A 14,953-nucleotide genomic window follows, 5' to 3' on the forward strand; every position below is an offset into this window, starting at 1 on the left:
ATTAAAACAAAGCACTTTTCAATCGATTAAAAATGAGCGCGCGCACTTCTCGTTCCTTGATCATTGAGTTGAGTAGATTGGAGCTATAACGAATCAGTTGCCCCCGCTGCTCACGATCACGGATGATTTCTAAGCCATTTTTGACATAGTTTCGAGCCATCACCGTTCTACGGTTTGGATGGGTTAAACAGATCAGTTGACCGCGCTCGATCTGCTCTTTAATTTTTCTTCTTCTAATTTTTCCGCTAGTGGTCTTGTTGATCCGACCTTGATGCAGCAAATAAACACCTTCTACAGGCAAACCGATATCAGCCGCGACTTGTTCTTTAACCTGAGTTCTGATGGTTTCAAAATTAAGTGTCTTGTCTATCGACTTCTTTTTGATCTCAAGCACAACCGTGACACCATCAGAATTACCGAAATTCACTGCTGCCACACAGCCTTTACGGACAGCAGGATGTGCTGTTTCAACAGAACACTCGATATCTTGTGGGTAATAGTTTTTGCCACGGATGATGATCACATCCTTAAGACGACCAGTCACATACAAGTCTCCGTTTTTAACAAAGCCCATATCACCAGTTCTCAAGTAGTGCACTTGACTAGGCTTATCTGCCTTATCGAGGATGGTTGCAGCAAAGGTTTCCTGATTGACCTCAGGCTTCTGCCAGTAACCCGCAGTGACACTCTCACCTGCTAGCCAGATTTCACCGACTTCATTAGCTCCTACCTCTTTGCGGGTATGTGGATTAACAATACGGCAATCAATGTGTGCGGAAATCTTGCCACAGCTTACTATTTGCACGGCTGTCTGATCTTGACTGGTCTGCACCAAATTGGCATTCAACTTTTCACGATCAATTGAAATAGCATTAAGCGGACCAGTCACACCACTGACTAAGAGCGTAACTTCTGCCAAGCCATAGCACGGCAAGAAAGTATCCATTCTCAATTTCGACTGAGTATTGAACTTCTCCATGAAGCTTTGCATAACATGAGCTTTGATCGGCTCTGCACCGTTAAACAGCACACGCACACGGCTCAGATCAAGCGATGCAGCCTCATCATCCGAGATGCGGTGTAGGCACAATTCATAGGCAAAGTTTGGCCCACCACTAATCGTGACCCCTTTTTCGCTAATGAATTGCAGCCATTTAAGAGGTTTACGGATAAAATCCAGCGGTGACATCACATAGCAAGTCAGACCTACATACACAGTCTGTAAAACTGAGCCGATCAATCCCATGTCATGATAAACAGGTAGCCATGTAAGACCGATATCATCGGCTTGTGTACCAAACGCTTCAGCAATCATGACTTCATTTGCCATGATGTTTTTATGGGTAACGATTACCCCTTTAGGCCAACCAGTTGACCCTGAAGTATATTGAAGGAAGCAGATATCGTCTTCAGCAATATGTGGAAAATCCTTTTCCACTAAATCACGCTGCAATTGGGCATCAACAGCATGCAATATTAAACTTTCGTTTTGGGCTTTTAATGTGATAAGACCCGATAGCTCAAGAATCTTTTTGGTTGTGAGTACTATCTTTGGCTCACAGTCATTCATAATATTCAAAATATTAGAAAAACCATTGCGGTTAAAAGGCAAGCTGACAGGTACTGCGATAATTTTAGCTTTTAAACAGGCAAAGAACGATACGATAAAGTCCAATCCAGGCTCAAACAGCAACACGGCACGATCACCGCTATCGACAAGATTCATTAAGATTTGGGCCTGACATTGAACTTGCTCGTTCAGCTCTGCATACGTCAGAGATTGAATCCCACCGGATTGGCGCCCTAAATACTCGAAAGCAACCCTAGCTCCATTTGAATTTGCGTGGGATTCCAAAGTTGCAATGATATTATCCGTACCCATTACAGCCATAACTTACTCCGATTAATTATAATTCACCCTTTAAACTCGCTAATTCAGAAATGACACTTCTAGCTGGGGCTTTTAATAAAAAATGAATATACTTTTTGTTTAAAATATAAATTCACATTATATTTTATGTGCTAGTGTTTTTTATTACACCTGTAAGGTTTTACAGGTTGGCCTGTTTTTATTAAGAATTAAGAAATTGGATATCTTTCATAAATTATTTTTATTCAGTTCAATATTATGAAGGCGGGCAATTAAATTAAACCTCTAACCCAATTTTTCCCTTCTTTGATTAATATTTAATAGTGTTTCGCAAGGTTTCTTAGTATGCCAACCATATGGTCTGTTCGTATTCTTATTTTGTGAGTCTCTTGATTGGAGATCTTGTATTCACAATCTAATGTACTGTTTATTTGCTTTTCTTAAGGGCAATAAATGATTCAGGTAAGACCCCCTCATAGCCTTTATTTATAAGGATAAAGCTCCTAAAGAAATCTGCTTTAATTTGTACTTGAATAGCTTAAAACTATGTATAGCATCTTGACTGATATATAAACCTATAAATTAATAAATTTTATCTTCTAAGAGCCGATAAAATGCGAATACCAAATTTTAAAACAATAATATTAATAAAATATTTTTTAATTATAAATTTCATTTATTTTGTTTTATCATTAAGTGAAAATATTATTAAATCACCCCATAAATCAATTTCAAAAAACTTTTATAAATAAGATTATCTATATAAATTCGACTTTAATTAAAATTTTCTTAAATTAAAAATTCTCAATTAAATCCACTTTAAATAAATATCTAATAATAATTTATTTCATCAAAATTAATTATTATATTTCTATATATCTAACTTTATAAAATTCCTAACATCACGGCTCTAATCGCTGCTGAAATTTTATTATTCACATTTAACTTTTGCATTGAATTACAGAGATGAAAATTTACTGTTCTTTCAGTTACTCCGAGAATCTGAGCAATCTCTGCTGACGTTTTTCCTTCCGCAGTCCAACGTAGAACCTCTTTTTCCCGATTCGTTAAATAAAGATTAAACTGAGCAAATTCTGTTTCATTCACAATTTTAGCAATACTGGAATGTACTGTCTGAGATAACCAAAACATATTGGTATATTGAGCTTTCTGCTCTTTTTCTGATAATTGGTCAGTAGATCTTGCTAGTGTTAGCATTCCCCTTGTACCAATAAAGTCACGGCTTGACTGTGCCCAACCGACGTTTAAACCATAAGAACGCGCCTCCTCCCAAAAATCTTTTTGAGATTGTGTGTTTGCAGATTGGCTCGACCAGACAAGAGGTTGAAGTGATAGCATACAATGCTGTACGGTTGGATCTACCCTCACATATTGCTGTTTAACATAACGCTTCTGCCATGCTTCGGGATAATTATTCAACATAATTGTTTTTGGTTCAGCAATAGATAATGGCGACTGCATACCATAAGCACAATAATCAAATCCAAGCTTTGAAGCTGTAGATTTGACTACCTCAAATAGCTGATATTCATTTTTTACCATCAGAGATGCTGATAGTAGATCTTCTTGCCAATTTTCCATTTACTCTCATTAAACCTCATGCATAAATCATTTTTATTTAGTTGCATATAGTGAATTCATAATCCAAATAACAACATTTTTGAGCCTGAGAGGGTGGTAAATTTTCCGGATAAACTGGTTTCAGAAAGCTTTTTAAGGTTGTTATATTGCACATGCGAATTATGCTTGAAAGCCTCAAATTTACAGGATGCATTTTATTCCAAAAATGAGTATTTTTTATTTTCAAAAGGAGACCATTATTTCTTCTTTTTTGTATATTTCTATTAATTTAACTAAAGAATAACGTCTATTATTGATACTAGCAGTATAAATTTTTATTTATTATTTAATGAAACGCATAATAATGATAATGATTTCTAAAATAATATTTTAATAATAGGATAAATATTATCTACAATACATATGAAAAACTTAAACTGTTGATAATCTTGAAACAAGCAACTCTCATATTGAAGCTATAGATGGGTCAATTTCCGCGTAAGTAAAACTTCCTGTCTGAAGTACTTTCTAAAGAACAGCTTAACGTTGTGTATCACCAGATTACGGCTAACCTGTAAAACTTAACAGTATTTCGTTGGCAATAATTTATGTTATTTATCTATAGAACTGTAATTCAAGTCACTTGAATAGGTAGCATGGTCACAATCCCCCCTGATTTTTCAATCTCAACAGATGGTTTTATTCGGATGAATGAAATCCAGCTTATGAATTACCCCCTCCAACACCTGATATCTATTGTTGAAACTACACAAATTGAAGACTCTCGAATTCTATATTGTGGGTTTACTGAATGGGCAACATCACGGAGCCCAGCTTTAAGTACCGGATGGGACTGGGAATTTATTGAGAATAATGGAATTGCTAGCTTAAAACGAATTGGGCTACCTCGAAGCAATATCATGATTGTTGATTTATCAGGTACAGATATTGGATTTGATGTTACTGAAACATTAATCGAAAAAAAAATAGATTCTTTGTTTTGGGAACAGTTCATTTATGCTCAAATCAATACAACACAAACAAAGACTAAATTAAGTCCAAATTTCTCTTAGAAACCTGTAAATTCTTACAGTTACCACCTTTTCAGCTGTCGAGTAAAGTCGCCTGAAAAATAAGTGGAAGCACTTGTAATGAATGTTATTGCTGGATTCCAAAACAATTTTTCAGAAGTCCTATATACCAAATTTAAAAGTTACCGCTACAAGGTATTTGTTGAACATTTGGGTTGGGAGTTGAACTGTCCAAATAATGAAGAACTAGATCAATTTGATAAAATCGATACAGCTTACGTCGTCGCTCAAGATAGAGAATCCAATATTATTGGCTGTGCCAGACTACTACCCACGACTCAGCCCTATTTACTGGGTGAAATATTTCCTCAATTAATGAATGGAATGCCTATTCCTTGCTCACCAGAAATTTGGGAATTATCAAGATTTTCAGCCGTAGATTTCTCAAATCCGCCGACCTCTGCTAATCAAGCAGTGTCATCCCCAGTCTCTATTGCAATTCTGCAAGAAGCGATCAACTTTGCAAGAAAACAAGGTGCAAAACAACTCATTACGACCTCACCTCTTGGGGTAGAGCGGTTATTACGTGCCGCGGGTTTTCGCGCCCATCGTGCAGGACCGCCAATGGTTATCGATGGATATGCTATGTTTGCATGCTTAATTGAAGTTTAGTTGGTTAAATCAAAGTCTAAAAAATGGTGACATTGCAAAGATTAAGGTCTTAAGCCGGAATCTCGTTTCACTCATTAAATTTCAAAAGCCCTAGTCAAAAGATTAGGGCTTTTCTTTATTTGAAGATTCAAACTTAATATTAAGACTGCTCAGTAATTTTGGTTTTCAAATTTAATTCTGATTTCTTATGGTAAGCCTCATCAGTTTTAGTCTGCCAATCACGTGGCATAAATGAAGTCGATATGATTGCAACGATAGCCATAGATCCAATATAAATCATAATTAAGTAAGGATTACCTTGCCCGATACTTAAAAGTTTCGTCGCAATTAGCGGTGCTAAACCACCACCAAGTACCCCAGCTAGCTGTACCGAAATTGAGATTCCGCTATAACGAATTTCTGCCGGAAATTGACGTGCAAAAAGCTGAGCTTGTGGTGCATACATAATCGGAAAAACCACACCAATCGCTAAAACAATTGCCGTCCAGACCAATACTGGATCTTTAGTGTTGAGCATGGTAAAAAATGGATAGCAATAAAGTGCCAATACGCATAACCCAAACATAAACATATTGCGTTGACCTACTTTATCTGACAAATGTCCACATAACGGCGTCATAAATAGAATGACCACAGCACCGCAAATGGTGGCAAATAAAATGTCCTGACGTGGGATTCCAAGTTGTGCAGTGGTATAGGCCAACGTAAAGGTTGAAGCAATATAGAACCATGCATTTTCGGCAGCGCGAGCCAAAATAATCGTGATGAGTTGCTTTGGATGGTTTTTAAAAACTTGTAAGGCAGGAACTTTGACTTCTTCGGACTGCTGTTTTACTTTTTCAAAATCTGGTGATTCAGGTACTTTCACTCGAATGTACCAACCTACTGCTAGTAAAATAATGCTGGCAAGAAACGGTAAACGCCACCCCCAGCTAAACAGTGCTTCTTCAGGTAATAACGACACCAGACCCAACGCGATTGAGGCTAGCATTAAGCCACCACCTGTACTGGCTTGAGGCAAGCTTCCCCAAAATCCTTTACCGCCTTCGGGTGCATGTTCAACGGCCATAAGCACAGCACCGCCCCATTCACCGCCCATTGCCATCCCTTGAATGAATCGTAAGACAACCAAACAAATTGCAGCCCAGTAACCAATTGATTCGTAAGTCGGTAATAAGCCAATCAGTACGGTTGGGATTCCCATGAGCATTAGAGTCAACAGCAACATCGATTTACGACCAATCTTGTCACCAAAATGACCAAAGACTAGGCCCCCTAGTGGTCGCCCAATAAACCCAACGGCATAAGTGGCAAATGCAGCAAGCACACCTGTAAGGGCATCCAGATTTGGGAAAAATAATTTATTAAAAATCAGCGCCGCTGCCGCACCGTAAATAAAAAAGTCATACCACTCAATGGTGGTGCCGACCATGCTAGAGATGCCTGCTAATCGATGTGACGACTTTTTAGTAGTTGAACCGTTTCCATGTATTGATTGCATCGTAATATCCTTTTTAGATTTTCTTGTTTTATCTTTTTTATGCTTATGACCAGCCCTGACCATAAGCATTTTCAGGTCTCGCTTTATCTCCTTAAGCTTTTTATGTTTTTGTAATGCGGTTTAGCTCAATTTTTCTAAAATTGGCTCAAATTTCGAATTACGTTCTTGCCACTGTGGTTGTTTATCTTTATCGACAATGAGTGCACGAACACCTTCAATAAAGTCGCCATGCTCAAACCAGATATCCTGTAAATCACGTTCAAGCTGCATGCACTGAGGTAAGGAGAGACCTCGACCTAAATGTTGCAGTTTTAAACTGGTTTGTTTGGCTATAAATGAGCGCTGCTGCAAAATGCTGAGCATCTTACTTGCCCAAGTTTTTAAGCTTTCATCTTGTTCATTTTCAAGACTTTGTTCAATTTCATCTAAATGCTGATATCCAAAGTGTTTACGAATACCTTCAGCCAATTGTTTTAATTCGCTTTCGGCAGGGCGAGTAATAAATCGGGTAATGATGCGTTCAATTCCCTCTTTGCTTAAACTTGGCGCTTCAACAAGAGCATCTTGCAAAGCTTGTAACTGCTCGCTTGGCACATGATAGTCAATTAAATCGAGGTAAAGCGCATCGCTACTGCTGATCTGCTCACCCGTAATGGCCATATAAACACCGATATCATCAAGGCGAGACAGGAAGTGTGTTGCACCAACGTCTGGGAAGAAACCAATCGCTGTTTCAGGCATGGCAAATCTAGATTTTTCGCTGCTCACCACAATGTGACAAGCCTGAGCCAAGCCAAAACCACCACCTAATACATAGCCATCAAGCATAACAATGACTGGCTTTGCATATTCACGCAGTACATTCAACATTTTATATTCGGCACTAAAGTAGCCTTTGTAGTCGGCCGTGCCATTTTTATAACTGTCATAGAGATAGCGAATATCACCGCCTGCACAGAAGGCCTTTGGGCTATTTGATTTGATTAAAACGGCCTGAATAGCAGCATCATTTCGCCACAGTTCCAATTGGGCACCAATACTTTTGATCATATCTAGCGACAATGCATTGAGATGAGTCACACGGTCTAACGTAATCACGCCAAGCTTACCTTGTCGCTCAATCATTAAGTGATTTTCTGTATTCATTTTATTGATCTCTTATTGATTTTTAAAATTTGGCTTTCGTTTTTCAACAAATGCCTGCATTCCTTCTTTTTGGTCAAATGTTGCAAATATTGAATGGAACATACGTCTTTCAAAACGCAAACCTTCAGTAAGGTTTACTTCAAAAGCTCGGTTAATGGTTTCTTTAAGCATCATGTTTGCAGTTAAAGAGCGTGCCGCAATTTTTTCAGCTGCTTGCAAGGTTTGTTCAAGTAATTCTTCTTTACTAAACACACGTGCGACTAAACCACTTTGTTCTGCTTCTATAGCGCCCATTTGACGAGCGGTAAAACACATTTCCATTGCTTTGGCTTTACCAATGGCATGGGTTAAGCGTTGTGTGCCACCAATACCCGGAATTACCCCTAAGGTGACTTCAGGTAAGCCAAACTTGGCGTTGTCAGCACAATAAATAAAGTCACACATAAGTGCCAATTCACAGCCACCACCTAATGCATAGCCACTCACCGCTGCAATTAGAGGTTTACGGCGCTGTGCAATACGGTCTGCAAGATGAAAAAAGTCATCAAAATAAATATCTGGAAATGCTAAATCAGCCATTTCTTTAATGTCTGCACCTGCAGCAAAAGCTTTTTCAGAACCAGCCAATACGATGCAACCAATTTCGCGGTCTTTTTCGAGCTGATCTAATGCCTGATTAATTTCACTAATTAATTCGCTGTTTAAAGCATTGAGCGCTTGAGGGCGATTTAATGTAATCAGTCCAACCCCATTACGCTTTTCTAATAAAATACTTTGCCACTGCATTATTTATTCCTTGTTCTGATTTTATAGACTACGTGCAATCACTAAACGTTGGATATCGCTTGTGCCTTCGTAAATTTGACAAATACGCGCATCACGATAAATGCGTTCAATTGGGAAATCTCTGAGATAGCCATAGCCACCAAAGACTTGTAGCGCACTCGAGCACACACGCTCAGTCATTTCTGAAGCAAATAACTTGGCCATTGAAGCTTCGTTGAGACACGGTTGACCTGCTTCTTTTAAACGCGCAGCGTAGTGAACCAGTTGTCTCGCTGCTTCAATTTCAGTTGCCATGCTGGCAAGGCGAAAAGCGATGGTTTGATGCTCAAAAATTGGTTTTCCAAAAGTAATACGCTCTTTGGCATAACGGGTCGCTTCTTCGAGCGCCGCACGTGCTAGACCAACTGCTTGTGCAGCAATACCAATACGTCCACCTTCTAAATTGGCAAGAGCGATTTTCAAACCCTCACCTTCTTTGCCAAGCATGAGACTTTTATGAATGCGCACATCGGTCAGCGCGATCTGACAGGTATCTGAAGCATGCAGACCTAGTTTTTCTTCAACACGAATTACTTCATAGCCCGGTGTCTCGCGTGGGACTAAAAATGCACTAATGCCCTTTTTACCCGCGCTCGGATCAGTCACTGCAAACACAATAATGACACCAGCATTATCACCTGAGGTAATAAACTGCTTGGCACCATTTAAAATATAATCGTCGCCATCTTTCACCGCTCGGGTTTTAAGAGCTGCCGCATCTGAGCCAGTATGTGGTTCGGTTAAAGCAAAAGCACCGATCATTTCACCTTGCGCCAGAGGTTTTAAAAAACGCTCTTTTTGCTCATCAGTACCAAATTTTAAAATAGGCACACAGCCAACCGAGTTATGTACGCTCATGATGGTTGAGGTTGCGCCATCTGCTGCCGCAACTTCTTCGAGGGCTAGTACATAGGCTAAGTTACCCGTGTCTGAACCGCCCCATTGCTCTGAAACAAGCATCCCCATAAAACCGAGTTGCCCCATTTGAGCCAAGGTTTCTTTCGGGAATGTCCCGTCTCGATCCCAATCGCTAGCATGAGGCTTAATTTGTTCTTGGGCGAAACTTTTCGCCATATCACGAATGAGTAATTGTTCTTCGGTAAATTGCATTGTTATTTCCTTTATCCTGCTTTAGCTTGTTGTTTAGCAATTTCTTGATTACGCAATAAAAAGCGCTGAATTTTACCACTTGGAGTTTTAGGTAATTCACTCACAAATTCAACTAAACGTGGGTACGCATGTGCAGAAAGTCGTCTTTTAACAAATTGGCTGAGTTGTTCAGCAAGTGCATCTGAAGGTTGAGCATCCGTAGCTAAAATTACAAATGCCTTAACCACTTCGGTACGGTCTGGGTCAGGCACACCAATCACTGCGGCCTCAACTACTGCATCATGTTCAAGCAAAGCACTTTCTACATCAAAAGGCCCAATCCGATAGCCCGATGTGGTGATCACATCATCACTACGGCCAACAAAGCTCATGCTGCCATCGGCATGCAACTCGGCAGTGTCGCCCGTTAAATAGTAATGACCAACAAATGGCGATTTACGGCTTTCTTTATAACCACCAAACCACATCATTGGAGACTGGCTAATGTCGACTGCTAAAATTCCCGGTGTGTCTGGCGGAAGTTCTTCACCTTGTTCATTGACAATAGCAACACGGTAGCCTGGACTTGGAAAACCTGCTGAACCAGCATGAATTTCATGTTTTAAACCATGGTGATTACACACCACCATGCCCACTTCGGTTTGCCCATAGTGATCATAAATCGGAGCATCAAGCACTTGTTTAAACCAACGAATGACTTCTGGGTTAAGCGGCTCACCTGCACTGCTCACCACACGGAACTGCCCTCTTAACGGCGCCATTTGTGCTGGATCAGCTGCCATCATCATGCGGTAAGCAGTCGGAGCACCTGCCAAGTTGTTAATTTTATAATCTTTCACAATTTGACATAGGCTATCCGTACTGAAACCACCTTCATAGAACAAAGTAGCGTGACCCAAGAATAACGGTCCAGTAATCGCGTAGTACAGACCATACGCCCAACCCGGATCGGCAATATTCCAGAATGAATCTTCTTCGGTTAAACCAATGGCATCTTGCATATATCGACCAAAGGCAATCAATGCTTTTAGTGGCACTTCCAATGGTTTAGCAGGACCTGTAGTACCTGAAGTAAACATGAGCAAGAAAGGATCTTGGATGCTACGCATAACTAAATCACATTGATCGGACTGCTGCTTCACTTCATTCCAAAAGTTAAAATCCCCTGCTTTAAGCGGAGTACCTTGTGCGTCGGCCACCGTCACAATTGCAGGGCAATTTTCAATTTCATCAAGCTTGCTACGGTTACCTACATCGGTCACCACCAGCTTACTTTGTGCAAGCTGAATACGGTGCTCAATCGCTTTTGGGCCAAATGCAGTAAAGAGTGGTTGATAGACTGCACCTATGCGCCAAGCTGCAAAAATAGTCACAATCAGTTCAGGTGTTCTTGGTAATAGACCTGAAATACGGTCGCCTGCTTTCACACCTTGTGATTTTAAAAAGTTAGCAAACTGACTCGACCATTCTTTTAATTCACGGAAGGTATATTGCTCTTTTCGTCCATCTTTTCCTTGCCAATACAGCGCGATTTTGTCGCCATCGGCATGTCGATCACAGCATTCATAACAAGCATTTAAGGTATCAAGTGAACCTGATAACATCTGTTTTGCAGTACTTTCCAAATCGAAAGCCTGTGCAGCATTTTGATAATCCATCATATCTTTTCCCTCAGTCCGGATTTGTTGTTATTCACGACAGGGTTTAATGTGTTTAAAGCCATCCTTTGGCTTTACCGTTATGCCTCTTGTGGCAGGTATTGCTGAATAATGCTCGAAAAATCGAGATTGGCATTCCCGCGCATGCACATTTGCTGATAGAGCTGCTGTACCATGCCACCTAATACAACTGGCTGTTTGACTTGGCCCGCGGCCTCTACAGCGAGTCCTAAATCTTTCAGCATCAGCTGAGTCGCAAAGCCGTCTTGGTAACCTCGAGATGCTGGCGCATTTTCATTAATATGCGGCCATGGGTTACACACATCCGAACTCCAACAACGACCGCTTGAGGTGTTAATGACGCCTGCTAATGCTTGTGGGTCGATGCCCAGCTTTACACCGAGTGCCATACCTTCGGCCACCGCGGCCATTGAAATACCTAAAATCAGGTTGTTGCAGATTTTGGCAATTTGGCCTGCTCCAACATCACCACAATGAACAATATTTTTGCCCATGTGGCTAAGTACAGGTTTCACTTCGTTAAAGGTTTGCTCATCCGCACCCACCATAAAGGTTAAGGTTCCTGCTTGAGCACCAATAGTTCCACCTGAAACTGGCGCATCACAGATTTTAATATTTTTACTGTGCGCAACAGCGGCAATGTCTTTAATGGTTTGTGGGTCAATGGTACTGCTATCAATGCATAAGCTACCTGCTTTTAGCACTTCCAAGACACCATTTTCACCTAAGTAAACTTCTTTAACATGCTTGGCCGCAGGCAACATGCTAATGACCACATCAGCTTGTTTTGCTGCTGCCTGCGGGCTGTCGCATACTACGCCACCTGCCTCGGCGAAGTGCTGAATAGCAACTTCACTGAGGTCATAACCATAAACTTTGATTCCGGCTTTAAGTAGGTTATGGGCCATTCTGCCGCCCATATTGCCTAGACCGATAAAGGCGATATTCATCCGTGATCCCCTTAACGTAAACTAATGGTTGTATTTACACCGCCAACTTCATGGCTATCTTCAAACCAGCGACTAGTAATGGTTTTAGTTTGGGTATAGAACTGCACAGCTTGTTTGCCGTATGGTCCCAAATCACCAAGTTTTGAACCTCTTGAACCCGTAAAACTAAAGAAAGGCACTGGCACAGGAATTGGAATATTGATACCAACTTGACCAACATCTATTAAGTTTTGGAAAGTACGTGCAATCGCGCCACTTTGTGTAAATAGGCCTACACCGTTACCAAATGGGTTGGCATTGATAAGAGCAATCGCTTCCTCAAGGGTGTCTACACAAATAATGGAAAGTACAGGGCCAAAGACTTCTTCTTTATAAATACGCATGTCGGTATTTACGCCGCTAAAAATCGTTGCACCTACAAAGTTGCCCGACTCATAGCCTTGAACTTGAACATCACGGCCATCGAGTAGCAACTCTGCCCCTTGCTCAACACCGCTATTAATTAAATCAAGCACACGCGCTTTAGCACGTTTTGAAATGACTGGGCCAATGTCAGTATTTGGCTCATGGCCTGCGTTTACTTTTAAGGTTTTCGCTTTTTCAACTAACTCTTGAATCCACTGTTTACTTTCACCCACCATGACTGCAACCGACAATGCCATACAGCGTTGCCCCGCTGCACCAAATGCTGCACCGACCAAGGCATTTAAGGTTTGCTCTTTATTGGCATCTGGCATAACAGCCACATGGTTTTTTGCACCCATCATCGACTGCACACGTTTGCCATGTTGCCCTGCAAGGTTATAAACATGCGTACCGACAGCAGTTGAGCCTACAAATGAAATCGCTTTAATATCTTTGTGCGTACACAAACGGTCAACCACTTCTTTACCGCCATGCACAACGTTGAGCACACCTGCTGGAATACCTGCTTGAATCGCAAGCTCGACCAGCATCATGGTTGATAACGGATCTTGTTCTGATGGTTTTAAGACAAATGTATTGCCGCATACGATTGCCATTGGGAACATCCAAAGTGGAATCATGGCAGGGAAGTTAAACGGCGTAATACCCGCACAGACACCCAAAGGTTGCTGCAATGTGTAAGTATCTACACCACGCGCAACACCTTCAACATATTCACCCATTTGCAAAGTGCCGATCGAACAAGCATGTTCAACCACTTCTAAACCACGTTGAATATCACCTTCAGCATCGGCCAAGGTTTTGCCTTGTTCAGCCGTTAGTACTTGTGCAATTTCTTTCATGTTGGCACGGATCAAGTCTTGTAACTTAAGCATGATGCGCATACGTGCCTGAATTGGGGTCTGACGCCAAGAAGCAAAAGCATCTTGTGCAGCTTGAATAGCAGCGTCAACTTCTTTAACCGTTGCAAATGGTACACGACCAATCACTTCCTGAGTTGCAGGGTTAACAATGTCTTGCCATTCCTGTGTTTCAGATTCGATAAAATTTCCGTTAATGAGTAATTTAGCGGTTTCCAATTCGATTTTTTGGATTGTGTTCATAACCTCTCCGTAGGCCATATTTTTATTGTGTTCAATTATTAGAAAATACTTTTGGATCGTATTTTCTTTATTCCAGTTTCAATTGAGACTAGCAAAGAAAACTTTGACCACCAACGGAAATTCATGCACGATTGTTGTGCAAATATGCACAAGGATGACAACAAAAATGAAAGTGGATTGGGATCATCTACATTTTTTTCTGGTTTTAGCTCGGACTAAAACATTGACCAACGCTGCGCGGATTATTGGTGTCGAGCACAGTACAGTGGCTAGACGGATTCAGGCACTAGAACTTACTTTGGGTACAACGCTGTTTAAGCGTGAAGCGACTGGTTATGAGTTGACACTCGAAGGTATGGCACTTGTTCCTCGAGTTGAGCAAATGGAACAAGCTTTCTTACAAATTGAGAAACCACATCAACCTTTGCAAGGTCGTGTGCGAATTGGCACACCTGAAGGTTTTGGCACTGCGTTTTTAGCCCGTTTACTGGCTGAGTTCTCTATTCAATATCCATTGCTCACCATCGACCTGATTCCAGTGCCGAAAATGATTAAACTCTCACACCGTGAGGCAGACATTGTGGTGTCGATTGATCGTCCAACGTCTGGGCCCTACATTATTACGCGGTTATCAGACTACTGCTTAAAAATTTATGGCAGCCAAAACTATCTGGCACAGAACCCACCCATTCGTGGTTTAGAAGATTTAACCCAACACCGCTTTGTGAACTATATTGATGATCTGGTCTATAGCCCTGAACTGTACTGTTTAGAACGGTTGCCCTTAAAGCTTAACGCGAACTTCCGTAGCAGCAGTATTTTAGCCCAACAAATTGCGGTGAGTGCTGGTGCAGGGCTTGCGATTTTGCCCAAGTTTTTAGCAGATGATAAACCAGAACTAGACGTTGTTTTAGAGCAGCAAGTTCGCTTTACTCATACCTTCTGGATGCTGACTTTTGTTGATTTACAACATGAACCACGCATTAAGTTAGTTTGGGACTATTTGCGTAAACAAGCCGATAAGTATCAGCATTTGTTGGTTGATTAGAGAGTGTAAAT

12 protein-coding genes are annotated in these 14,953 nt (G+C 40.9%); 3 read left to right on the top strand and 9 right to left on the bottom strand.

Annotation, left to right across the window (positions count from 1 at the left end):
• Position 1: 1 nt before the first annotated feature.
• Both K6I41_RS18480 and abaR read right to left on the bottom strand, forming a co-directional pair.
• Positions 2-1,891: a fatty acyl-AMP ligase gene (locus K6I41_RS18480; RefSeq protein WP_250374925.1), complete on the bottom strand. Its 1,890-nt coding sequence runs from the start codon at positions 1,889-1,891 to the stop codon at positions 2-4.
• Positions 1,892-2,755: 864 nt separating this feature from the next.
• Positions 2,756-3,472 carry a LuxR family transcriptional regulator AbaR gene (abaR, locus tag K6I41_RS18485; protein ID WP_107882155.1) on the bottom strand — a complete coding sequence of 239 codons (717 nt, stop codon included), beginning with the start codon at positions 3,470-3,472 and terminating at the stop codon, positions 2,756-2,758.
• A 635-nt stretch (positions 3,473-4,107) separates the two neighbouring features.
• Between abaR and K6I41_RS18490 the strand changes: the two genes are divergently transcribed.
• Positions 4,108-4,524 (top strand): DUF4902 domain-containing protein, encoded by a 417-nt coding sequence (locus K6I41_RS18490; protein WP_151989265.1) that lies wholly within the window; start codon positions 4,108-4,110, stop codon positions 4,522-4,524.
• A 63-nt stretch (positions 4,525-4,587) separates the two neighbouring features.
• A complete protein-coding gene (gene abaI / locus K6I41_RS18495) occupies positions 4,588-5,154 on the top strand; it encodes an acyl-homoserine-lactone synthase AbaI (protein ID WP_080632436.1) in 567 nt (188 codons plus the stop codon).
• Between the two features lie 139 nt (positions 5,155-5,293).
• Here abaI and K6I41_RS18500 read toward each other — a convergent pair whose 3' ends face one another.
• The 7 genes from K6I41_RS18500 to K6I41_RS18530 all read right to left on the bottom strand — a co-directional run bounded on the left by K6I41_RS18500 (position 5,294) and on the right by K6I41_RS18530 (position 13,894).
• Positions 5,294-6,655 carry an MFS transporter gene (locus K6I41_RS18500; RefSeq protein ID WP_250374926.1) on the bottom strand — a complete coding sequence of 454 codons (1,362 nt, stop codon included), beginning with the start codon at positions 6,653-6,655 and terminating at the stop codon, positions 5,294-5,296.
• 120 nt (positions 6,656-6,775) lie between these two features.
• The gene (locus K6I41_RS18505; RefSeq protein WP_049838226.1) at positions 6,776-7,801 is read right to left on the bottom strand and encodes an enoyl-CoA hydratase/isomerase family protein; all 1,026 of its coding nucleotides are present in this window, start codon (positions 7,799-7,801) and stop codon (positions 6,776-6,778) included.
• 12 nt (positions 7,802-7,813) lie between these two features.
• The gene (locus K6I41_RS18510) at positions 7,814-8,587 is read right to left on the bottom strand and encodes an enoyl-CoA hydratase (protein WP_004795361.1); all 774 of its coding nucleotides are present in this window, start codon (positions 8,585-8,587) and stop codon (positions 7,814-7,816) included.
• Positions 8,588-8,608: 21 nt separating this feature from the next.
• Positions 8,609-9,736, bottom strand: a complete 1,128-nt coding sequence (locus tag K6I41_RS18515; RefSeq protein ID WP_224970371.1) for an acyl-CoA dehydrogenase family protein — start codon at positions 9,734-9,736, stop codon at positions 8,609-8,611.
• An 11-nt stretch (positions 9,737-9,747) separates the two neighbouring features.
• On the bottom strand, positions 9,748-11,397 hold the full coding sequence (locus K6I41_RS18520) for an AMP-binding protein (protein WP_250374927.1): 1,650 nt from the start codon (positions 11,395-11,397) through the stop codon (positions 9,748-9,750).
• A 77-nt stretch (positions 11,398-11,474) separates the two neighbouring features.
• On the bottom strand, positions 11,475-12,365 hold the full coding sequence (gene mmsB / locus K6I41_RS18525; RefSeq protein ID WP_250374928.1) for a 3-hydroxyisobutyrate dehydrogenase: 891 nt from the start codon (positions 12,363-12,365) through the stop codon (positions 11,475-11,477).
• Positions 12,366-12,376: 11 nt separating this feature from the next.
• Positions 12,377-13,894 carry a CoA-acylating methylmalonate-semialdehyde dehydrogenase gene (locus tag K6I41_RS18530; RefSeq protein ID WP_151767853.1) on the bottom strand — a complete coding sequence of 506 codons (1,518 nt, stop codon included), beginning with the start codon at positions 13,892-13,894 and terminating at the stop codon, positions 12,377-12,379.
• Positions 13,895-14,060: 166 nt separating this feature from the next.
• Between K6I41_RS18530 and K6I41_RS18535 the strand changes: the two genes are divergently transcribed.
• Positions 14,061-14,942 (top strand): LysR family transcriptional regulator, encoded by an 882-nt coding sequence (locus K6I41_RS18535; protein WP_199991036.1) that lies wholly within the window; start codon positions 14,061-14,063, stop codon positions 14,940-14,942.
• Positions 14,943-14,953: the final 11 nt, after the last annotated feature.

Source organism: Acinetobacter sp. AS23 (genome assembly GCF_023612055.1).
Lineage (GTDB): Bacteria > Pseudomonadota > Gammaproteobacteria > Pseudomonadales > Moraxellaceae > Acinetobacter > Acinetobacter oleivorans.

Bases quoted from the DNA above. Each gene is read 5' to 3' on its own strand.
- K6I41_RS18480 (WP_250374925.1), bottom strand. From the start codon at position 1,891: ATGGCTGTAATGGGTACGGATAATATCATTGCAACTTTGGAATCCCAC.
- abaR (WP_107882155.1), bottom strand. From the start codon at position 3,472: ATGGAAAATTGGCAAGAAGATCTACTATCAGCATCTCTGATGGTAAAA.
- K6I41_RS18490 (WP_151989265.1), top strand. From the start codon at position 4,108: ATGGTCACAATCCCCCCTGATTTTTCAATCTCAACAGATGGTTTTATT.
- K6I41_RS18500 (WP_250374926.1), bottom strand. From the start codon at position 6,655: ATGCAATCAATACATGGAAACGGTTCAACTACTAAAAAGTCGTCACAT.
- K6I41_RS18505 (WP_049838226.1), bottom strand. From the start codon at position 7,801: ATGAATACAGAAAATCACTTAATGATTGAGCGACAAGGTAAGCTTGGC.
- K6I41_RS18510 (WP_004795361.1), bottom strand. From the start codon at position 8,587: ATGCAGTGGCAAAGTATTTTATTAGAAAAGCGTAATGGGGTTGGACTG.
- K6I41_RS18515 (WP_224970371.1), bottom strand. From the start codon at position 9,736: ATGCAATTTACCGAAGAACAATTACTCATTCGTGATATGGCGAAAAGT.
- K6I41_RS18520 (WP_250374927.1), bottom strand. From the start codon at position 11,397: ATGATGGATTATCAAAATGCTGCACAGGCTTTCGATTTGGAAAGTACT.
- mmsB (WP_250374928.1), bottom strand. From the start codon at position 12,365: ATGAATATCGCCTTTATCGGTCTAGGCAATATGGGCGGCAGAATGGCC.
- K6I41_RS18530 (WP_151767853.1), bottom strand. From the start codon at position 13,894: ATGAACACAATCCAAAAAATCGAATTGGAAACCGCTAAATTACTCATT.
- K6I41_RS18535 (WP_199991036.1), top strand. From the start codon at position 14,061: ATGAAAGTGGATTGGGATCATCTACATTTTTTTCTGGTTTTAGCTCGG.